Origin of the sequence: Thiomonas sp. SCN 64-16 (assembly GCF_001725585.1) — a bacterium.
GTDB classification, from domain to species: domain Bacteria; phylum Pseudomonadota; class Gammaproteobacteria; order Burkholderiales; family Burkholderiaceae_C; genus Thiomonas; species Thiomonas arsenitoxydans.
The window spans coordinates 25,036-45,250 of record NZ_MEGQ01000015.1; the positions used below are offsets into that span (position 1 = coordinate 25,036).

16 protein-coding genes are annotated in these 20,215 nt (G+C 66.0%); 9 read left to right on the plus strand and 7 right to left on the minus strand.

Features of this window, described 5'->3' with window-relative positions:
- Nucleotides 1–16: 16 nt before the first annotated feature.
- Both ABT24_RS05890 and ABT24_RS05895 read right to left on the minus strand, forming a co-directional pair.
- Complete coding sequence (locus ABT24_RS05890) at nucleotides 17–1,561, minus strand: heavy metal sensor histidine kinase (protein WP_276729811.1); 1,545 nt, start codon at nucleotides 1,559–1,561, stop codon at nucleotides 17–19.
- Nucleotides 1,551–2,228, minus strand: coding sequence for a heavy metal response regulator transcription factor (locus ABT24_RS05895; RefSeq protein WP_172979101.1), 678 nt, complete (start codon nucleotides 2,226–2,228; stop codon nucleotides 1,551–1,553). The genes ABT24_RS05890 and ABT24_RS05895 overlap by 11 nt, the downstream gene beginning before the upstream one ends.
- A 206-nt stretch (nucleotides 2,229–2,434) precedes the next feature.
- Here ABT24_RS05895 and ABT24_RS05900 point away from each other — a divergent pair, with 206 nt between their 5' ends.
- The 4 genes from ABT24_RS05900 (at nucleotide 2,435) to ABT24_RS05915 (ending at nucleotide 8,657) form a co-directional block, all read left to right on the plus strand.
- Nucleotides 2,435–3,829, plus strand: coding sequence for a TolC family protein (locus ABT24_RS05900; protein ID WP_276729808.1), 1,395 nt, complete (start codon nucleotides 2,435–2,437; stop codon nucleotides 3,827–3,829).
- A gap of 6 nt (nucleotides 3,830–3,835) precedes the next feature.
- Entirely contained in the window at nucleotides 3,836–4,840 is a 1,005-nt protein-coding gene (locus ABT24_RS05905; RefSeq protein ID WP_276729804.1) for an efflux RND transporter periplasmic adaptor subunit, read from the plus strand.
- Nucleotides 4,840–8,004, plus strand: coding sequence for an efflux RND transporter permease subunit (locus tag ABT24_RS05910; RefSeq protein WP_276729803.1), 3,165 nt, complete (start codon nucleotides 4,840–4,842; stop codon nucleotides 8,002–8,004). Before ABT24_RS05905 ends, ABT24_RS05910 begins: the two co-directional genes overlap by 1 nt.
- Before the next feature lie 98 nt (nucleotides 8,005–8,102).
- Nucleotides 8,103–8,657, plus strand: coding sequence for a cupredoxin domain-containing protein (locus ABT24_RS05915; RefSeq protein ID WP_276729799.1), 555 nt, complete (start codon nucleotides 8,103–8,105; stop codon nucleotides 8,655–8,657).
- 2 nt (nucleotides 8,658–8,659) lie between these two features.
- Here the strand turns inward: ABT24_RS05915 and ABT24_RS05920 are convergent, their stop codons facing one another.
- Nucleotides 8,660–10,375, minus strand: coding sequence for a multicopper oxidase family protein (locus tag ABT24_RS05920; RefSeq protein WP_286737501.1), 1,716 nt, complete (start codon nucleotides 10,373–10,375; stop codon nucleotides 8,660–8,662).
- A 206-nt stretch (nucleotides 10,376–10,581) separates the two neighbouring features.
- Between ABT24_RS05920 and ABT24_RS05925 the strand changes: the two genes are divergently transcribed.
- On the plus strand, nucleotides 10,582–10,905 hold the full coding sequence (locus ABT24_RS05925) for a PepSY domain-containing protein (RefSeq protein ID WP_156052764.1): 324 nt from the start codon (nucleotides 10,582–10,584) through the stop codon (nucleotides 10,903–10,905).
- 80 nt (nucleotides 10,906–10,985) lie between these two features.
- Here ABT24_RS05925 and ABT24_RS05930 read toward each other — a convergent pair whose 3' ends face one another.
- Together ABT24_RS05930 and ABT24_RS05935 are read right to left on the minus strand one after the other, a co-directional pair.
- Nucleotides 10,986–12,659 (minus strand): DUF5666 domain-containing protein, encoded by a 1,674-nt coding sequence (locus tag ABT24_RS05930; protein WP_276729927.1) that lies wholly within the window; start codon nucleotides 12,657–12,659, stop codon nucleotides 10,986–10,988.
- Nucleotides 12,652–13,506 (minus strand): DUF6502 family protein, encoded by an 855-nt coding sequence (locus ABT24_RS05935; RefSeq protein WP_276729792.1) that lies wholly within the window; start codon nucleotides 13,504–13,506, stop codon nucleotides 12,652–12,654. The genes ABT24_RS05930 and ABT24_RS05935 overlap by 8 nt, the downstream gene beginning before the upstream one ends.
- Nucleotides 13,507–13,702: 196 nt before the next feature.
- Between ABT24_RS05935 and ABT24_RS05940 the strand changes: the two genes are divergently transcribed.
- The 4 genes from ABT24_RS05940 to ABT24_RS05955 all read left to right on the plus strand — a co-directional run bounded on the left by ABT24_RS05940 (nucleotide 13,703) and on the right by ABT24_RS05955 (nucleotide 18,779).
- Nucleotides 13,703–15,460 (plus strand): hypothetical protein, encoded by a 1,758-nt coding sequence (locus ABT24_RS05940; RefSeq protein WP_276729788.1) that lies wholly within the window; start codon nucleotides 13,703–13,705, stop codon nucleotides 15,458–15,460.
- A gap of 2 nt (nucleotides 15,461–15,462) precedes the next feature.
- A complete protein-coding gene (locus tag ABT24_RS05945; protein ID WP_276729785.1) occupies nucleotides 15,463–16,329 on the plus strand; it encodes an EAL domain-containing protein in 867 nt (288 codons plus the stop codon).
- Between the two features lie 85 nt (nucleotides 16,330–16,414).
- On the plus strand, nucleotides 16,415–16,759 hold the full coding sequence (locus tag ABT24_RS05950) for a hypothetical protein (RefSeq protein WP_276729784.1): 345 nt from the start codon (nucleotides 16,415–16,417) through the stop codon (nucleotides 16,757–16,759).
- Between the two features lie 220 nt (nucleotides 16,760–16,979).
- Complete coding sequence (locus tag ABT24_RS05955) at nucleotides 16,980–18,779, plus strand: ArnT family glycosyltransferase (RefSeq protein WP_276729781.1); 1,800 nt, start codon at nucleotides 16,980–16,982, stop codon at nucleotides 18,777–18,779.
- A 3-nt stretch (nucleotides 18,780–18,782) separates the two neighbouring features.
- On the opposite strand, the gene ABT24_RS05960 is transcribed toward ABT24_RS05955, so the two are convergent.
- Nucleotides 18,783–19,355 (minus strand): TMEM175 family protein, encoded by a 573-nt coding sequence (locus ABT24_RS05960; RefSeq protein ID WP_276729776.1) that lies wholly within the window; start codon nucleotides 19,353–19,355, stop codon nucleotides 18,783–18,785.
- A gap of 4 nt (nucleotides 19,356–19,359) precedes the next feature.
- On the minus strand, nucleotides 19,360–20,214 hold the full coding sequence (locus tag ABT24_RS05965; protein ID WP_276729774.1) for a thiazole synthase: 855 nt from the start codon (nucleotides 20,212–20,214) through the stop codon (nucleotides 19,360–19,362).
- Between the last annotated feature and the right edge of the window lies 1 nt (nucleotide 20,215).

Below are 20,215 nucleotides of genomic sequence, written 5' to 3' on the forward strand. Positions count from 1 at the left end.
CGCCCCTGCGCTGTTTTCAGGCGGGCCAGTCCAGCATCATTCGGGTTCCGTGACTCGGAATGCTCTCGACGCTGACCTCGCCGCCATGCAGGCGCACGATGTTGCGCACCAGGGCCAGCCCCAGGCCCAACCCGCCGCGGCTTCGGCTGCGTGCGGCATCGGCGCGGTAAAAGCGGTCGAACAGGTACGGCAGATGCTCGGCGGCGATGCCGCATCCGGTGTCGGCCACTTCAATACGTATTCCGCCACTGTGTGGATGCGCTGAGAGCGTCACCGCACCGCCACGCGGGGTGTGCGCCAAGGCGTTGCCGATCAGGTTGCCCATGGCCCGCTGGAGCAGCATGCGGTCGGCTTGAAAGGCCAATTGCGGTGTCACCCGCACATGAAGGCGCACCTCGGCCTCGGCTGCGGTTGCCTCGAAGAAATCGGCCAGGGTGCGGAGTTCCTGCGCGACATCCAGCCGTTCCAGCCGCAGCGCGGCATCTGGATGCTCGGTCTGCGCCAAAAACAGCAGGGTCTGGATCATTTGCGACAGACGCTCGCACTCTTCCACCGCCGATTCGAGCGCCTCACGGTATTCGCCCGGCTCACGCGGCCTGCCCAGCGCCACCTCCAGCCCGCCCCAAAGATTGGTGATGGGTGTGCGCAATTCATGCGCCATGTCGGCGGAAAACTGGGAGATGCGGCCGAACGATTCCTCCAGCCGTTGCAGGGTGACATTGAAGGCCAGGGCGAGCGTCTGCAGTTCTGCGGGCAGGCGTTGGGTATCGAGCCGTTTGTGCAGGTCTTGCGCACCGATACCGCGTGCGGAATCGGCCATATGCCGCAAGGGACGCAGACCGCGCCAGGCGATGCCATAACCTGCCGCGGCCGCAGCGAGAATGGCCGCGAGCAGCACCGCCGACAGGCGGAGCCGGTAATCGGCCAAAATGCGCGACTCCGCCGTACGGTTCAGCGCCACTTCCAGGCGCATGGGTGTGAGCGCTGCCCCTGCCGCAACCCGCGCCGTCAGCGGCAGCAGGGCGGTGAGGTAATGCTGATCGTGAGGCAAATGCACTTCGTGCAATCGCGGCGCTCCCTCAACGCCCGGCGTGAGAAAAGCGGCCTCATTCAGCGCACGGCTAAAGCCCGGTGTTTGCAGCAGCACGGCCCCACGAGCGTCCAGCAGGCGCAGGTAGAGGTCGCGCGGCGCATCCGGCGGCAGCTTGAGATAAGCCTCCTGACCCACCTCATCACTCTGCACGGGGTGGGTCTGCAGCAGCGCGGCAACGGTATCGAGTTTGCGCAGTACCGACTCGCGGTCTTCCTGCATCATGCGCGCGCTCAGGCCCCAGTACACCCAGCTGCTTGCCGCCAGCAGGATGAGCGCCAATGTCAGCGAAAACGCTCCCGCCATCCAGGCCGCCAGCGAGCGCGGCGGCAGCCCGTACTGGCGCAGACGGCGCAGCGCAAAGTCGGCCCAGCCCAGCAGGCCCATGCCTTGCCTCTTTCGGCCCTCGCCTGCCTGGGTTCGCGGGGAAGACCGGGAAGCGACCACGGCCTCGGTCGAATCACTTTGCATCGCGCACTTCCAATACATAACCCACCCCGCGAACGGTGTGCAGCAGCGGCGCGGGGAAGGGCTCGTCGAGCTTGCTGCGCAAGCGACGAATGTGTACGTCCACTACATTGGTGTCGCTATCGAAGTTCATATCCCAGACCTGTTCGGCAATCAGGGTGCGCGACAGCACCTCGCCAGCGCGTCGTGACAACAGCGCCAGCAGCGCGAACTCCTTGGGGGTGAGCGCCAGCCGCTGCCCGCTGCGCTCGGCGCGCTGGCGATGCATGTCAACCCGCAGATCGGCCACTTCCATCACGTCGGGCAGGCGCGTGACACCGCGCCGCAGCACACTGCGCACCCGCGCCAGCAGCTCAGAAAACGCGAAAGGCTTGACCAGATAGTCGTCGGCGCCCAGCTCCAGCCCGCGTACCCGATCGGCCACGCCGTCGCGCGCGGTGAGCATGAGCACCGGGGTGGTCTGCCGCGCCCGCAGTTCGCTCAACACACTCCAGCCGTCGCGGCCGGGCAGCATGGCATCGAGCACGATCAAGTCGTACGGCTGGGTCAGCGCCAGATGCAGACCATCCGTGCCATCGACGGCGACATCCGCGATGAAGCCGTTCTCCCCGAGTCCGCGCTTGAGATAGGCCGCCGTTTTGGCCTCATCTTCGACAATGAGAATTCGCATCCCCGCATTGTCGGCCCGCCGCGGGCAGAGCGACGTATCGGTCTGCAACATGACGGAATCGTCATGCGGACTTCATGTCGGCGTCAAGCCCCGCAGTGCAGCATGCGGGAATGACAGCACGCTCATCAAACCGCTCTTACGCGGGTCGATTGCTACTTGCAGCTCTATTCGCAGCGCTGCTGGGCGGATGCGCGAGCGCACCGGCTTTGCCCCCCGAAGTCACTCCGCAAGCCAGCGCCCATGCACTGCAACACCGCAGCCTGCTCGATCCGCGATTGCAGCGTTTTATCGCCCTGCAGACGGGGACGCCGCACCCAATCGCCCAGCCCTGGACGCTGCAAGATCTGAGTCTGGCCGCCCTCTACTTCCACCCCAGCCTGAAGGTGGGCCGCGCCGACGCGCAACTGGCCCAGGCCGACTTGCAGATCGCCCGCCAGTATCCCAACCCCAGTCTGCAGCTCGGTCTGAAATACGGCACCGCGGCCGGGCTGCTGGCGCCGAGCCCGTGGACTGTGGGCATGGCCATCGGCCTGCTGCTGCAATCGCAGGCTCAACGCACCTCAGAGACCTCGCGTGCCGAGGCGGGCGTGCACGCTGCGCAGTTGCTGCTGAGCGGCGCGCGCTGGACGGTACGCGACCAAGTGCAACAGGCCTATGTCTCGCTTTGGGCGGCGCAGCAAAGGGTGCATCTTCAGCAACGAGTGCTGGAAACCGATCTAGCCTTGCAAGGCCGCACCGCCGCGCGAGCGCAAGCAGGTGTGGACTCACCACTGGCCGCCGCGTTGGCCCAGCAGGCCGCACAAAACGCCGCCCTGCAAAAGAGCCGCGATATCGGCGCGGAAGGCGCCGCCCGCGTCGCTCTGGCCGGTGCGATGGGTCTGCCGATTGCCGCGCTGCAGGGAATGAAAATCGACTTTTCTGCGCTTCACAGCCTTCCAACCCTTCCAGATGCAACCCAGCTAACGCAGTTGCGGCGCAAGGCGCTGGAACAGCGCGACGATGTTCGCGCCGCCTGGCAAGAGGTGCTCTCGGCGCAGGCCGCCCTGCGGCTGGCGCAGGCCCAGAGCGACGGCGGGCCGCCGTCGATCGCCCCCGGCGCCGAGCGCGATCAGGGTGTCAACCGTCTGATGCTCGGCGCTCGCATCCCTCTGCCCCTGTTCAACCAGCATCAGGGCCAGATCGCTGCCGCCCGCGCGCGTTTGAGCTTGCGAGAGGCCCTGCTCAAGCAAACGCAGGCGCGAGTGCTCGTGCGCATCGAACGGGCGGAAACCGCCCTGCAGACCGCACAAGACCGGGTGCGCCAGGCCGAGCAATTGATCGCCGCCAATCGGGCATTGCTCAACGCCGACCTTGCCGCCCAGCACCGCGGACTGCTTGGACCGGAACCTGCCCTGCGTGCGCAACTGCGACTTCTGTCCACCGAGCAGGCGGCGCTGCAAGCGCGCGCCGATCAATGGCAGGCGCTCGGCGCATTGCAGGGCGCGCTCGAGCAACCCATTCTTTCGGCAGCCCGGTCGCGGCCTTCCAACTCGGCGCCGCCCGCTGTCATGCCGCCCACTGTTGCGCCGCATCTGTCTCAAGTGGTCTGGCGCAAGGAGTAAAGCCTGATGCAGAGCAAAAAACCCTTACTCCTCCGCCTCAGCCTTGCGGCCTGTTGCGCGGCCGCGTGCTGGCTGGGGGCCACTTCGGCGCAGGCCGCCTTGCCGCACCCCGTGCTGTGGAGCGCAGCGCAGATGGCGTCGGCCGACTTGCGGATCGAGCACCTCACGCCCGCGAATTACCGCACGCGATTCACCGCCAGCGCCACCGTCCAGAGCCCTGCGAGTTTGCTGCGCAGCCTGACTGCACTAGACGCGGCAAGGTCGCGGCTCAAGGTCGCTCAAAGCAACCTGCAACTCGCCGCCATGCAGGCGCAGCGCGATCAGGGGCTATTCGAGGCCGGACAAAATGTCGCGCTGGCCGAGGTGCAGCAAGCGCAGGCGGCGGCCGAGCAAGCGCGGGCCGAGGTCGACAGCGCCCGTGCGGCAGTGGACGTGGCTCAAGCACAGCTCACCGCCCAGCTTGGCACGGCGCTGGCGTCGCAACTGAGCAGGCAAACTGCGCTGCGGCAGGCCATTCTGAATGGAAGCGAACTCATCGTCGATCTCACCCTGCCGCCGGGCCGAGCCCTGCCCCAGACAGCGCAAGTCGAACTGCATATTCCAGGCAGCCAACGCACAGTGCACGCCCGCGTCATCGGCCCGGCCGCTGCGGCCTCCAGCCAGTTGCAGGGATGGCGCGAGGTGCTCATCGCCCCCGCCGCGCCCGGTCTGATGCCGGGGCTGGAATTGGTGGCCGAAGTGCAGTCCGCACGAGCGCAATCTGGCGTCAGGCTGCCGTCCAGCAGTGTGGTGTGGACTGACGCCGAGGCGGTCGTGTTCGTCGCCACCTCAGCCGAAGGCAAGGCCCGCCATTTCACCGCGCGCAAGGTGTCCACCGCCTGGCCGCTGCACGGCGGGTATGTGCAGCCGGGCTGGGGCGCGGTGGATGTGGTGACGCGCGGCGCCGGACTGGTGCTGACGCCGCCACCGAAACCGCACGCCCTACCCGCGGTTGGCGGAGACGACGACTGATGGCTCGCACCTCGGGTTGGCAAGCCGCGCTCATCGCCTTGAGCATTCGTCGCCGTGGCGTGGTGCTGGCGCTGGCGGTCTTGCTCGCCGCGCTGGCGGTGAACGTCGCGCGCACCGCGAGTACCGATGTGTTCCCCGAATTCGCCGCCAAGATGGTGAAGGTGCAGACCGAGGCCACCGGCCTGTCGCCCGAGCAGGTGGAACTGCTGGTCACCAACCCGCTAGAGGCGGCGTCCAGCGGGTTGCTGGGGGTGAAGCAGGTGGCGTCGAAAAGCCTGCCGGGTATTTCGATACTGAAGCTGTACTTCGAGGCCGACACCCAGCTGCAGGAGGACCGCTGGCGCGTGGCGCAACACCTCGCCAGCGTGCATCTGCCTGCGGGCGTCGGGCCGCCGCGGCTGATTCCATTGACCTCCAGCACCGGCACGGTGTTGATGGCCGGGCTGACTTCGCACCGCAAAAGCCTGATGGATCTGCAGTCCATCGCGCAATGGGATATTCGCCCGCAACTCATGGCCGTGCCCGGCGTGGCCAATGTGCTGGTGTTCAGCCAGCAGGTGCGGGCGCTGCAGGTGCGGGTCGATCCGCAGGCGCTGCAGCGCTTTCATCTCGATCTGCAGCAAGTGCAGGCGGCCACCCAGCACGCCACGGGGCTGCTGGGCGCGGGCTTCATGCCCACGCCGCAGCAACGCGTGCTGCTGGTCAGCCACGGCGCGGCCGACACCCCGCAGGCGCTAACCGACACCGTGCTGCGCGCCACGCCGGACGGCGCCATCACTCTGGGCGATGTGGCGCAGGTGGGCTATGCCTCGCTGCCCGCCATCGGCGGCGCCAGTATCAGCGGCCAGCCGGCAGTCATCCTCAAGATTCAGGAGTCTTACGGCGCCAACACTCTGCAGGTGACGCGTGGCGTGCAGGCGGTGCTGCAGCGGCACCGGGCCGCGCTCGCGGCGCAGGGCATCGCGCTGCATGCCAAGCTGTTCCGCCCGGCGGACTTCATCACCATCGCCATGCGCAATGTGCGCGATTCGCTCGTGCTGGGCGCGCTGCTGGTGGTGCTGGTCATTGCGCTGACGCTGCTGGACTGGCGCGCGGCGCTGATCTCCTCGCTGGCCATTCCGCTGTCGCTGCTGGCCGCGGTCACCGTGCTGGTGTGGATGAGTGTGACGCTCAATGTGATGACCCTGGGCGGCCTGGCGATCGCTATCGGCGTGGTGGTGGACGATGCGGTGATCGACGTCGAGAACATCCTGCGCCGACTGCGCGCCAACGCCGTGGCCGCGCTCCCGCAGCCGCCGTTGCGCGTCGTGCTCGCTGCCTGCCTGGAAGTGCGCGGCGCGGTGGTTTACGCCACCGCAGCGGTGCTGCTGGTCATCGTGCCGATCTTGTTGCTGCCGGGGCTGTCGGGCCGCTTGTTCGCGCCGCTGGCGCAGGCTTATGCGCTGTCGGTGCTGGCCTCGCTTGCGGTTGCGCTCACGGTCACGCCAGCGCTGGCCGCGTTGCTGCTGGCCGGGCGCGATCACCGGCTTCATACGCCTGCCCCGGTACGCGTCGCCCAACGTGGCTATGGCGCCCTGCTCCACCGTCTGCTGCCGCACTGGCTGCCCGCGGCACTCATCACCCTTCTGCTCGTTGGCGGTGCGGCGCTGCTGGCGCAGGGCATGGGCGGCAGCTTTCTGCCGCCGCTGCAGGAAGGGCAATACATCGTGCACATGCGGCTGGCGCCGGGCGCCTCCATCCAGGCTTCGCTGGACGAAGGTGCGCGCGTGACCCAGGCGCTCGAACGCTTGCCCCAAGTCCGTTTGGTCGCGCAGCACACCGGCCGCGCCACGCTTTCGCCCGACGCCTCCGGCACGCAAAGCAGTTCGCTCGACGTGAATCTCAAACCGGGTGCCGATTCGGCGCAGGCGCTGGCCGCCATCGAGCGCGTGCTCGGCGGTTTTGCCGGGGCCAGCTTTCGCGTCAACAGCTTTCTCACCGAGCGCATGGACAACACCGTGGCCAGCGGCGCGGGTGCGCCGCTGGTGGTGCATGTGCTGGGCAACCATCTGCACACCCTCGATGCCGTGGCCGCCCGAGTGGCCACCGTGCTGAGCCGCCTGCCCACGGCCACCGGCGTGCAGTTGCAGGCGCCACCCGGAGTGCCGCAACTCGACATCAGCCTGGATGCGCAGGCGCTGCGTCGCTGGGGGCTGCAGCCGCTGCCAGTGCTGCAGACCATCCAGACCGCGTTTGCCGGCCGCATCACCGGCACAGTGTTCCACGGCGCGGTGCCGGTGCCGGTGCGCGTGGTGCTGGACCGCAGCGCCCGTAGCAATCCGCAGGCACTGGGCGATCTGCTGATTCGCACGCCGATGCTGGGCTTCGTGCCGCTGTCGCAGCTGGCGCGCATCAGCGCCGCCAGCGGCCCGTCGGACATCCGCCATCTGGGCGGGCAGCGGGAGCAGACCGTGCTGGCTTCCACCACATCGGCCAATCTCACCGGCTTTGTGCAGCGCGCCCGCGCGGCCATTGCCCGGCAGGTGCAACTGCCGCCAGGCGTCACCCTGCAATTCGAGGGCGAAGCGGCGCAGCGCAGCGCCACGCTGCAGCGGCTGGGTGTGGACGTGCTCGGGGTGCTGGCCGGGTTGATCCTGCTGCTGTCGATCGCCTTGGGACGCAGACCTCATGCGCGGGAGGGGCATGCGGCCACGCCACTGCAGGCCGCTTCCACCACGACGCGGCAGGTCCTGCTGGTGCTGCTCTCGGTTCCCACCGCTTGGGCGGGCGGCGTGTTCGCCGCCTGGCTGGCGGGCGGCGTGCTCTCGCTGGGCGCGGTGATCGCCCTGCTCGCGCTAATGGGCATCAGCCTGCGCAATGCCATTCTCATCTTTGCCCATGCCGCGCAATTGCAGCGCGAGCAGGGCCTGGACTGGAACACCGATACCCTGCAGCGCGCCGTGGCCGACCGTTTGGCCGCCATCGTGATGACCAGCCTGGTCACGGCACTGGGTGTGCTGCCGCTGGCGCTAGGCCTGCATGCGCCGGGGCGCGAAATCGAAGGGCCGATGGCGGTGGCGCTGCTCGGCGGACTGCTCACCAGCTTGCTCTACAACCTGTTCGTGCTGCCCTCGCTGGCGCTGCGTTTTGGCGTGGCCCATCCCCGGAACCGGGCGCCCGAATGAAGACTCTTACCGCTCACACTCATCCCTCGTTTGCAACCGGCACGAAGCGGTGGTCGCCGCCGGTTGTTGCACAACCCGCCATCGCCAAGGAGATCAACTTGCACACGTCCAACCCCCTGCGCGCTCGGGCGCGCAATGCCGCGGCAAGCGCGCTGCTGTCAGCCGGCGCTCTGCTACTGGCGCCCGGTAGCTTCGCCGCCACCGCCGCAACGTCCCAGGCAACGCCGGTCTATGTGCACATGAACGGCGCGAACATGTTTCTGGAAAACGTGGTGGTGGTGCGCCCCGGGCAAAAGGTGGTGTTCGTCGATCAGGACACGGGCGCGCACACCATCATCGGCTACAACCCGCTGACGGGCAAAACCAGCACCCGCTTCGATGGCGCCGTGCAAGGCACGCCCGGCCCAGGACACCCGGTGAGCACCTACGCGATTGCGTTCAAGCATCCGGGGTTGCAGTTCTATTACTGCTCGGTGCACGCCGAACTGGCGAAGGAGCCGGGCGGCCGCACCGTGCCGAAAAAACGCCCCACCGTGCACGGTTTCGGCGACCCGATGGCCGGGCTGATCATCGTCACCACCGACAAACGCCTGCTGGCCGACAACCCGCCGACGACGCACGAGAAAATTCTGCCGGGTTACTTTGGCGGCTGAGATCAGGTCACGGTGAACTGGCCCATCATGCCGTTGTCTTCATGCTCCAGAATGTGGCAATGGAACATGAAGGGATGGGCATCACCCGCCGGTTGACCGAAGTGGGCGATGAGCCGCACGGTTTCGCCCCGCCGCACCAGCACAGTGTCTTTCCACCCGGCTTCGTGCGCGGGCGGCGGGCTGCCGTTGCGGCTCAAAATCTGGAACGAGGTGCTGTGATAGTGGAAGGGATGCGCCATATGGCCCTGATTGGCGACTTCCCAAATCTCGGTGGATCCCAGGCGCAGCCGCTGGTCGATGCGGGCCATGTCCATGTGGTGGTGGTTGATGGAAAACAGCTTCTGCCCTCCAACCCCCAGGCTCATGCCGCCAGGACCGACTTCGCTCGCATCCATCGCCTGCGAGCCGCTGCGCATGCTCCCCATACCCTCCATACCCCCCATTGCGCCGCCCATCATGTTGCCCGACATGCCCTGCAAGGTGAAGCGGCGCACTGGCGCGTCGGCACGCAACACGGGCAGATCCACCATGCGGGTGGGAAGCCGTGCGGGGGTACCCGCAGGCGGGCCGACTCTGAACTCCAATAGGTCAAAGCCTTGGTGATCGAAGGCGTCGGCGTCCATCGGCATGGAGCTCAGATCCGGCACCACGACGCCGGAATCGCTGCGCAATACCAAGCGCTTGCCCTGATCGCCGCGTAGGTCCACCAGGATTTCAGCGCGCTCGCTCGGCGCCAGCAACAAGGTGTGCACCGGCACCGGGCGCGGCAACAAACCGGCATCGGTGGCGACGACATGAAACACGCGGCCATCGGCAAACGCCAGATTGAACACCCGGGCATTGGCCGCATTGAGCAGGCGCAGCCGCACCCACTGCGCCGGCGCGTTCCAGTACGGCTGCTCGCGACCGTTGACCAGAAAGCGATCGCCCTTCATGCCCATGCGATCCATCATGCGGGTCATGTAAAGCAGTCGGCCATCGGCAGCGAGACGGCGGTCCTGCAGGATGAGGGGAATATCGTCCACGCCGTATTGCTGCGGCAAACCCAGGTGTTGGTCAGCAGGATCGTCCACCAGAAACAGGCCGCCCAGGCCCGCATAGACATGCGGCCCGGTACGGGTGTCAGGATGGGGGTGATACCAGAGCGAGCCCGCGGGCTGCTGCAGGGTGAAGTGCACGCGGCGTTGCCCGCCGGGCGCGATGAGACTTTGTGGCCCGCCATCCATCTCGCCCGGCACATGCGCGCCATGCCAATGGAGGGTGGTGGACTGATCCAGCGCGTTGTTCAGATCGATTTGCACGGCTTTGCCGCGCGGCACGCGCAGCGTGGGGCCGAGCACCGCACCGTTGTAGCCCCAGGTGGCGGTCTGCAGACCATCCACCAGCATGCTGCGCCCCGGCGCCATACGCAGGGCGTAATGCAGCACGCCGTCGCGCGGCTGGCCATGAAGCTCCGGAGGAATGAGCAAGGCGCGGCTGAACACGCCGACTCCTGGCGCAGCAGCCGTCGGCTGTGACTGCCCCATGTCCATGCCCGCCATGCCGCCCATGCCCGGCATCCCCGCCATGCCGCCCATTCCAGCGCCGCGCGCCTGCCCGGCAACCGCAACGCCCAGCGCCCCCAGCGCCCCCAGCGCCAACAATGCTTTGCGACGGGGCAGATTCAACGTTGCATCCTCTGCGCTGGGAACAGTCTGGCGTTCAGCGGGTGATTTCATGGCGCGCCTCTCTTTAATCGTTGGGTCAACATACCGGGCACTGTATGCGGATGCCGTCTGCCGAGTTGTGTGCAGATGTCATCAAACCGTGACGTTTTGCTAAGCGTGCGCTCATTCCAGAAGACGACACTCCTTCCATCGCAAACGGTTTGCGATCGCCGCATCCAGCGGTGTTTCGCTCGCAAGAGTTCATAAGGAGTTTGATCATGCAACAACGCAACAAAACCGCATTTCTGTTCGCCAGCGCGCTGGCTCTTGGCCTGGCCGGCGCCGCTGGCTCCGCCTATGCCATGGACGGTTCGCAATACACCAAGGAAGCCAAGGTGACGCTGGATGAAGCGCGCGCCATCGCTCTCAAAGCCCTCCCTGGCGCCACCATCACCGACCAGGAACTCGAAAAGGAAAAGGGCGGCAGCGGCCTGCGCTATTCCTTCGACCTCAAAGTGGGGCAGACCGAGCATGAAGTGGGCGTGGACGCCCAGACCGGCGCCGTGCTTGAAAACAGTGTCGAAGGCGCCAACGCCGACTGATCGACCCCGCCTGAGCAGGCAACACAAAACCCTCGCTTCATTTCAACCCGGCGCCGCCGGGTTTTTTTGGGCCCATTTTCTCAGTCGTCGAGACTGATCTCCTGAGCCAGATTCAGGCTACCGGATTGGATGAAGCTCACATCAACTTTCGCCCCGTTGACCAGTTTTCCATTCTTGGGCATGGCGCCGTTGATCTGGATGGTCAGGGCGTTGATCTCAAAGCTGCTTGCCGTGAGGTTGTAGAGCGTGCCTTTGGTCTCCAGCACGGGCGAGGACGTCCCATCGCTGGAGCCAGAGGAGGCCTGCACTTTCTGAAATGACACGCTGTAGGCCAGCAGCCCGCTCGCCGTATTGGTGGCTTCGATCTCCACGTTGGCCCCATCGATCAATTGCGCGACCGTCCCATGGCTGAACACCACATTCGGGGCGAGCGTGACCGGGAAGGTCTGGGTCTTTCCGTCGTCCTGCACGCTTAGGCTGAAGACGCCGCTGGCCAGATTCACCGCGCTGACCGTGCCCTGATAGTCCACCGTGCCGCCATCGGGCGCCTGGCTGAGCACGGCCACGCTGCTGGCCGTCACCAGATTGCCGCTGCTGCCCGCCACTTGGCCGACCACGTCCACAAACACCCCGTTTCGTAGCGAGGCGGCGGTGCCGCCGGTGAACACCACGTTCGCCGCAGACGCATCCACCGGTACGCCGCGCACCAGAAAATTGCTGGCGCTCACAAAGCCGGTGATGGTGCCGCGCAATTCCACCTGCGCGGGGTTGTTCGCGTAGGTGCGCAAAGATGTGGCGGTGAGCACCCCGGTGGAGGCATCGGCCTGCCCCTGCACCACTACATACGCGCCATTGCTCAGGCTCTGCACTGCGCTGGCGAGATTCGCCGCACTGGCATCGACCGGGATGCCCGCGACCTGGAAGCGGCTGCCCGCCAACTGCGCCACCAGTCCGCCCACCTGCGCCGGGCCGGAAACGCCGCGCAGGGTGCGCACGTTGACCGCGCCTGCTTGAATCGCGCCATTGGCCGCAGGTGCCGTGTTGCTCCAGACATTCACCAGTTGTCCATTCGCCAGCGCCATGCCCGACGGCGTGATCAGGGTTGAAGCCTGAGTCTGCACCAGGGTGGTGCCAATCTGGAAGCTGCCGTTCGCCGCATTGAGATGGCTGACCACGCCGGTCAGCCGCGTCACCGGATTGCTGGCGGGCAACTGCTCGATGCGGGTGGCCTGGATATAGCCCTGCCCGCTGGCACTTTGGCCGTAGGCGCCGTGTACCTCCACCTGCATGCCGCCCTGCAGACTGGAAAAATCGTTCAACCCGGTGTAGTAGGTCACCGGCCCGGCGTCTGCATTGCTGTTCACCCGAACCGCCACGCCATTGACCGTGAAGCCGCCTGCACCCAGGTTGGCGACCGGCCCCATCAGCTCAGGATCGATGACCACTTTGCTCGGATGCCCCTGGGCGTCGAGACGAATCTGCAACTGGTCGCCCAGATTCACCGCAGTGGAGGAAGTCTGCGCCTCTTCGTCCTGATCGGTGCCGGCGTAGTAAACCGGGCTGGCGCTGCTGTAGGCGGTGCCATCGAGCACCACACTGCCGAAGCCGGTGACGGTGCCGGTGGAAATGCCCGTGCCGCCCGTGCCGACGCCGCCCGTCGTGGCCACCGTGCCACCGCCCCCACAGGAAGCCAACAAGGCGGCCAGCAGAACCAGCGCCGCCGCGCCCAGTTTGCGCAAATGATTTTTATGCATCGTCACGGTCGTCTCCCGTTGCCGTGGGGTCGGGCTGCGGCGTCTGCTGCGAGACATCCTCCGCCCAGTAGTAGGCGCCAAAACGCAGGCGGCAGGTGGCATCGGCGCGGCCTTGGTCGGCCGCATAACGCCGGGTGGCCTCTGTGATCATTTCGGCGCGTGCCTGCGCCCACAGCTTGCGCGCCAGCTCGCCCAGTTCTCTGGACGATTCGGGCGTCACGCCCTCGGCGAACACGCTTTGCTCGAGTTGGGGCGGCTGCCCCAACAAATTGCCGACGGCCGCCGCCGCATGGTCCGACAGATTGGCGCCGAACAGATCGAGCAGATCACGCGATCCCGGCGGCGGCACAAAGCCCTCGCGGTGCGGCACGATCCATTCCTGCCCCTTCACGGTCTTGACTGTCACCAGCCCGAGGCGCAGCAGATCGGTCAATGCGGTAAAGGGATGGATGTCCTGCGTGACGTTGCGCGCCAGGCTGTCGAAAGACGGCGCCGGCCCCAGACGCGGCAAAGGCTTGGGGCGTTTGCGCCGGTCGCGATAAAGAGGGTCTTGCACCCAGCGGGCGAACACCTGCGAACTGATCGACATCTCCTGCGCGATGCGGCCGCTCAGCCCATTCGTGCGCCATTCGCGCACATCTTTGCGGTGCACGCCGCTGAGCAAGCTGATGGCCGAATCGGTGTCTTTCTGCCCCGAGCGCAGCAGCTCCAGCCTGGCCTGCTCGATAAACAGGGGCTTGAGTTCCGCGGCGAGACGGGTGTAGTCCAGGCCACTGGCCAGCAGCAGGCGCGCCAGCGGTGCCATGACTTGCGCGAGCGCCCGCAACACATCCTCCGACGCAGGCATTGGATGCTCTGGCGGAGGAGGGCAAGGCAGACGGCGCGGGGGGCGTCCCATGAGTTTTGATCGAGGTGCTTGAAGACGTTTGAAGGCGTTGACCGAAGTTTAATGCAAGATTTTTATTGCATGTTATTTTTTCCCATCTATTATTCCGGCACGCATCGTCATGCGGCGCGCCACCGACCCATTCTTGGAGATCCTCATGCAGCCCTCGCAACCCCGCACACGTTCCACCCGAAAACTCTTGCCCATCGCAGCCGCCCTGGCGCTCAGCCTGAGCGCCTGCGGAGGGGGCGGCGGCGGCACGGCCCAGATCAACCCGGTCGCAGCCAACACCACGCTCAAAGGCGCCGTGATCGATGCGCCCATCGCCAACGCGGCGGTGACGTTCACTACGGTTGCCCCCATGGGCCAGCCAGGCTCGGTGGTGGTGGGCACCGCCACGGCAGACGCCAGCGGCAACTACACCGTGCAGGCAACTTTGCCCAACACCTCCGTACCGCTGTTTGCCAATGCCACCTCGCCGGACGGCCAGGTAGTACTCACCGCCTATCTGGGCACGAGCAGCGCCGTGCTCGCCGCGGGTTCGCTCACATCGGCCAACTTGCCGAATCTGGTCATCAGCCAGGTGACCACCGCCGCGCTGGCGGTCTATATCGCCTCGGGCGGCAGCTATGCCAACCTCACGCCCGCTCTTTATGCAGCGCTGCTGTCCCAGCATCACGATGACATCCTCGCGCTGTCCGCCGCGATCAAGGCCGTGGCCGACGGCTACTGCGCTCGCCCGGCGCAGTATCACGACACCGAAGACATGGCGCATGACATCGCCAAACAGGGGCTGTCCAACAACGCAGCCAGTGCGCTGAACTCGGCGTCGACCACGCTCGGCCCGAGTTGCGACGGCAACCTCAAGTCGCTGATGCAGTACATCTCGTCAGATGAACGCTGGGCGCCTGAGCTTGACCTCGGCGACGTGCTGGAGCAAGGCGCACCTGCCGTGGCTCCTGGCACTTACAGCCTGCAGGGCGTGCTGGCGCAATCGGGCATGAGCGCCCTGCCCATGCTGCCGACCCCGCCGGCTTCCACCGCATCCGCTGCATCCATTCCCACACAGACCAGAACTCTGCCACCTGGCATTCTCAACACCCTGGTCAGCGTGGACGCCAACGGCAACCTCAGTTCGGCGGACGGCAGCGGCACTGTGACCGGCGTGATCGTCGGCAACCTGATGACCCTGACGGTGAATGACGGCCAAGGCAACACCTATGTGCTGGCCGGCAAGGCCGGGCTGCTGCCGAGCGGATTTGTCGTCGGCGGCACGGCGCCCGCACCCAGCCCCAGTGTGCCTGCGAGCAGCGCTTCATCGACCGCCAGCGTCCCAAGCGCCAGCGTCGGCTATGGCCTGCGCATGGGCGGCCGCACCCAGTCGGGCGGCGTACTTACCCGCTTCGATGCGGTGCTGGTGCCGCAGAACAGCGAGCCGGGCTGGGCGCAAATCGCGCAATACAGTTCTCAGCGCAGCGACGGGGTGAATTGTCGAAGCAACAGCGGCATGTTTGGCGTGCGCCTCATGGGGACGGGCGCCACAGTAGGAGGACTGGTGCTCGGCGCCTGCGTCATGCCGCAGACCGCAGGGCTTGATCTCAGTCAGGCTCTACCCAGCGGGAATGGACACAACTACAGCGACGACGATTTCATGCCCCGCGCCAGCGTGGGCTTCGGCAATTTTTCCCTCAACAACACCCGCACTACGCCCTACATCCTGAGTGCACCCAGCGTCACCATCACCCAGTCCAATCCCTCCGGAAAAAGCAGCACCTTCACCGGCCAGATGTTCTATGTCATGGGCGCCAAGGACATGATCTACAGCACCGCTGCGCCCGCTTCCAACGGCCTGTTCGTGATGAACGAAAACCCGCTGGATACGCTGCAGGAAAATCCCGCCCATCAGGACCATTGACCATGGGTGCGCCAGAGTTCATCGCACCGTCGGCCTTGTCTTCTGCAGACTCTCTCCTACAGGCCCAGTGGGTGCGGGAGCGGCTGGACGCCGCCAGCAGCAGCGACGCCTTTGCGCGCGCCCAACTGCGGCTGGCCTTGCAGGAACAGCGACTGCGCGTGGCCTATCAGCCCATCCTGCGTCTGGACGATCTGCAGACGATGGGCCAGGAGGCGCTGGCGCGTCTGCTGACCCCGCAAGGGCGGGTGGTGACGGCGGAGGCGTTCATCGGCACGGCCGCTAAATTAGGCATCGAGCCGCGCATCGACGCTGTCATCACCGCGCAAGCCATGGCCGCCTGTCAGCCCGTACCGTTCGCGGCGGCCCCGGGGAAATTGTTCCTCAACTGCTCCAGCGCGTTCCTGGCTGAGCCGTCCTGCATGGACAAGCTCGCGCAGCAGCACCGGCACTGGCAGCAGAAGCAGAGCGGCGCCGATACAAGCCAGACACCCTGGGTGCTGGAAATCACCGAGCGCAATCTCGACACCGATCCGGCCCGCCTGCTTGCGAACCTCGAGCCCTTGCTCGATCTGGGCTTTGAACTGGCGCTCGACGATTTCGGCAGCAATCACAGCGCCTTCCCCTATCTGCTGGCCCTGCCCATCCGCTATCTCAAACTGGACCGAAGCCTGGTGCAGACGGGCCTGCGCACGGCCAAGGGCGAGCAGGTGATGCGCCACCTGCTCCAGCTTGCGCTAGACCTGAACCTCATCACCATCGCCGAGGGCGTGGAAAGCCAGGCGGCGCTGCAGTACCTGCGCGACCTCGGCGTGCATTGGGGACAGGGGTTTTTCTGGGGGCAGCCAACCGCCGTGCGGTCGACGCTATGACGCCCGACATGTCCTCCACCGCGCCTTCACTCGAAATACCCATCTGCCCGTCAACCCGTTTCCAACCCGAACCGTTCATCCCATCATGCAAACCACCAACTCCCACCCCCGCTTGCCTCATTTGTTCGCAAAAACCCTGGCGGCAATCGCGCTGAGCACTGTCGTCGCGCTTCCCGCCGCGCAGGCGGATGACTCCCCACTCTGGTCACTGGCCATCGGCGTGCCGGGGCTGATCGCCAACGTCGGCAACGCCTACCCGGTGGCGCCGCAGCCGGTCTATGTGGCGCCACCGGTGCAATACGTTCCGGCTCCGGTCTATTACGCCGCACCGCCGCCCTATTACGCCCCCGGACCCCAATACCGCGGAGAAAGGCGCGATCACAGGCATTGGGATCGTCACCATGGAGAAGACGACCGCGGCGGCGACTGAGACGAGCGCGCACCCGGGCAGCGCCTGCCATCGCTCTGTGGGCGTTCACAGCTCGCTCCCTCCGGGGGGGCAATGCGGATGACGAAATCGTCATCCGCTTTTCATTTTCACGAGCGCATGTGTTCACGAAAATGTGGCGCTTGCACGCCCAACAGGCTCCTGGCGGTTACAGGCCAATTTGCCAAACTCTTTGCCAAACTCCATTCGCAATTCGCTTTTCATGCGTCATAGCACCTCCCTGCATTGCTCAACCCCACAAGCCGCAGCAACGCCTGCTCACAAGCTAGGGCGGATCGCGGCGCTGGCCGATGCGCGGTGGCGAGCCAGTCTTCTGGTTGATGGCCTTGTACTGCTGATTGCAGCGGCGAGCCTGTTCTGGCGTCTGGGTGCCGCCCCCATCCGCGACACCAACGAGGCGCTCTATGCCAGCATTGCCCTGACGATGGCGCATGGCGGATCGTGGATCATCCCCCATCTCGACGGCGTTCCCTACATCGAAAAGCCGCCGCTGCTTTATTGGTTGATGGCGCTGAGCTTCAAGGCCTTCGGCGCCGGGGCCTGGCAGGCGCGGCTGCCCGACGCCGTGGCCGCGTGGCTGACGGTGCTCGGGTGCATCGTGTTGGGCCGGGCGGTGTCCGCGCCGCTTGCGGGCCGGTTCGCCGCGCTGGTCACCGGCACGGCATTGGGCTATGTGCTGGTCGCCCGCTACATCCTGTTCGATCCGCTGATGGTGTTTTTCTGGCTGTCCGCCCTGGCTCTGCTGGTGCTTGCGGTGGAGCGCCGGCAGCGGGTCTGGCTGCGTGCCGCCGCTGTTGCAGTGGCGCTCGCCACGCTGACCAAAGGCCCGGAGGCGCTGCTGTTGCTCGGCCTGGTCGCCCTGGTGCAACTGCTGGCGGCCCCCGGCGCATGGAAGCGCAGCGAACTGCTGAAGTTCTATCTCGATCCATGGGCCATCGCCCTTTTCGTACTGGTTGCGGCCCCCTGGCATCTGGCCGCGCTGCGCATCCTGCCGGGTTTTGGCTGGTTTTTCTTTGTCAACGAAACCATCGGCCGGTTTCTGGGCACCCGCATTCCGGATGATTTTCATCACGGGCCTTGGTGGTACTACGGCCCCAAGCTGCTGATCGGCTTTTTTCAGTGGACGCCGCTGCTCGCCGTGCTCGCCGCGTTTGCGCCCCGCTTGCACGGCGACGATACGGCCACCGCGTCAGCGCGCTGGGCGCGCAACACCGCAATCATCCTCACCGTCTTCTTTAGCTCTGCGAGCGACAAGGGAGCGTATTACCTCCTGCCCGTGGTGCCCTTGGTCGCCTGGTGGCTGGGTGTGCAGCTGCAGGCGGCCCTACGGGTCGGTGACGACGGCGCCGCCGCCTTGCCCCGTCGCCTTGGGCTGGGGGCGCTGCTGTTCGGCATGGCCGCGCTGGGCCTCTGGGCGTTGACATTCACGCCGCCGCTGCAGGCCGAATTGCTGCGCTCTGGCCTGCCCGCAGCGCAATTCGGCTGGCTGCCCGCGCTGGTCATCGGAGTTGCGCTGGCGGCGTTCATCGGCGGCGCGCTGCTGTGGTCGCGCAGGCTGGCCCTCGGTCTGGCGGTCTTCAGCCTGAGCGCGGTGATCATGGTGGATTTCTCCGCTCAGCTCGCTGTCGCTAAAACGGCCGAGATCTCGCAGAAACAGGTCGCTGGGGTCATGCATCGACTCTTGCCCGCAGACACCGTATGGTTCTCCTGGCAAACCTTCGAGGATCACGACGCATCGCTTTTGTTCTACGGCGTCCCCCACTTGTTCGTGATCGACAGCGCCAGCGAAGACCTGTGGTTCGGCTGCCGGGACGACAGGCGGCAGAACACTTGCGTGAACGAAAACGCGCTGCAGAAGGCCCGGGCCGAGGGCAAGCCCTTCGCTGTGTGGGTGTCGCGCAAGCGGCTGCAAAGCTGGCTGGCCAGCGGGCTCGCCCAAGGGTTGCACAGCACGGCTTTCAAGGACAGCGTGGTGTTTTACAGCCGCGGCGCCAAACGCTAAACCTTAGCGCAGCGTTTTTTCAATCCGCCGGTCAGGAACCAGCCAGAGCAGCGCCACCCCTACATAAAACGCAAGCGCCGCCCCGGCCTGCCAAAAACTGACCACGATGCCTGCAAGGTAGAGCACTGGCGAGAGCTTGCCCTTCCAGTCCTGGCCCAAGGCGCGCCGCAGCACCGATCGCTCGCCTTCCGCGGCGATCAGCGTGTTTTGCAGAATCCAATAGGCCATCGCAGCCATCAGCAGCACGATGCCATACACCGCAGCAGGCAGCGCGGCAAAGTGGTTTTCCCCCAGCCAGCCGGTGACGAAAGGGAATAGCGAGAGCCAGAACAGCAGGTGCAGGTTGGCCCACAAGACCGCGCCCGAAACCCGGTCAGACGCCTGGAACAGATGATGGTGGTTGTTCCAGTAAATGCCCACATAGACAAAGCTGAGCACATAGCTGAGAAAGACCGGCCACAGCGGCAGCAGAGCGTCAAGATGCTCGCCGTGCGGCACTTTCAATTCCAGCACCATGATGGTGATGATGATGGCGAACACGCCATCGCTGAAGGCTTCCAGACGTCCTTTTTTCACGCGCTCAACTCCCCTGATGCCAGAACGGCACGCCCACCATGGGCGTGGAGGCTTGCGCCACTTCGCGCGTGCGCATGGGCAGCGCGCGGTGGGCCAGACGGCCGGCCTGCACGCTCAGTGTAAAAGCGCGGGCCATCGCCACCGGGTCGCCGGCCTCGGCCACTGCGGTGTTCACCAGCACGGCGTCATAGCCCAGTTCCATCACCTGCGCGGCGTGGTGGGGGGTGCCGATGCCGGCATCGACCACCAGCACGTTGTCTGGCAAGCGCTCGCGCAGGGTGCGCAGCGCGGGCAGGTTGCGCGGCCCGGCGCCGGTGCCGATGGGCGCGGCCCAAGGCATGATGGCGGCGACTCCGACGTCACGCAGCTTGAGCGCGGTCACCAGATCGTCGGTGGTGTAGGCGAACACGGCGAAGCCTTCACGCACCAGAGTTTGCGCGGCGGCCACGGTGCCCCAGGGATCGGGCTGCAGGGTGTAGTCGTCGCCGATGACTTCGAGCTTGATCCAGTGAGTGCCGAAAATTTCACGCGCCATCTGCGCCACGGTGATGGCTTCTTCCGCGGAGTGACACCCGGCGGTGTTGGGCAGCAGATGCCGCCCCATCTCACGGATGCGCTGCCACCACGCCTGCCCGGACTGACTTTCTGGAGCCAAGCGGCGCAGCGACACGGTGAGCACCTCCACCTGCGCGGCCTGCACGGCCTCGGCGAGCACGCTGGGCGCCGGATAACGCGCGGTGCCAAGAAACAGGCGGCTGTGCAGGCTGACGCCTCCAACTTGCAAGGGGTCGGGCTGGCTCAGCACGGCGCAGTGGGGTTGCACGGGAGAAGCCGTCTGATTCATGTTGGCGAGATCCATT

What these genes read in the sequence shown, in the direction of transcription:
- ABT24_RS05935 (WP_276729792.1), bottom strand. Translation starts at nt 13,506, where the DNA reads ATGCCTGCGTCGGAGGATGTGTTGCGGGCGCTCGCGCAAGTCATGGCA.
- ABT24_RS05910 (WP_276729803.1), top strand. Translation starts at nt 4,840, where the DNA reads ATGGCTCGCACCTCGGGTTGGCAAGCCGCGCTCATCGCCTTGAGCATT.
- ABT24_RS05950 (WP_276729784.1), top strand. Translation starts at nt 16,415, where the DNA reads ATGCAAACCACCAACTCCCACCCCCGCTTGCCTCATTTGTTCGCAAAA.
- ABT24_RS05955 (WP_276729781.1), top strand. Translation starts at nt 16,980, where the DNA reads ATGCGTCATAGCACCTCCCTGCATTGCTCAACCCCACAAGCCGCAGCA.
- ABT24_RS05925 (WP_156052764.1), top strand. Translation starts at nt 10,582, where the DNA reads ATGCAACAACGCAACAAAACCGCATTTCTGTTCGCCAGCGCGCTGGCT.
- ABT24_RS05890 (WP_276729811.1), bottom strand. Translation starts at nt 1,561, where the DNA reads ATGCAAAGTGATTCGACCGAGGCCGTGGTCGCTTCCCGGTCTTCCCCG.
- ABT24_RS05965 (WP_276729774.1), bottom strand. Translation starts at nt 20,214, where the DNA reads ATGGATCTCGCCAACATGAATCAGACGGCTTCTCCCGTGCAACCCCAC.
- ABT24_RS05940 (WP_276729788.1), top strand. Translation starts at nt 13,703, where the DNA reads ATGCAGCCCTCGCAACCCCGCACACGTTCCACCCGAAAACTCTTGCCC.
- ABT24_RS05920 (WP_286737501.1), bottom strand. Translation starts at nt 10,375, where the DNA reads ATGAAATCACCCGCTGAACGCCAGACTGTTCCCAGCGCAGAGGATGCA.
- ABT24_RS05945 (WP_276729785.1), top strand. Translation starts at nt 15,463, where the DNA reads ATGGGTGCGCCAGAGTTCATCGCACCGTCGGCCTTGTCTTCTGCAGAC.
- ABT24_RS05930 (WP_276729927.1), bottom strand. Translation starts at nt 12,659, where the DNA reads ATGCATAAAAATCATTTGCGCAAACTGGGCGCGGCGGCGCTGGTTCTG.
- ABT24_RS05905 (WP_276729804.1), top strand. Translation starts at nt 3,836, where the DNA reads ATGCAGAGCAAAAAACCCTTACTCCTCCGCCTCAGCCTTGCGGCCTGT.
- ABT24_RS05895 (WP_172979101.1), bottom strand. Translation starts at nt 2,228, where the DNA reads ATGCGAATTCTCATTGTCGAAGATGAGGCCAAAACGGCGGCCTATCTC.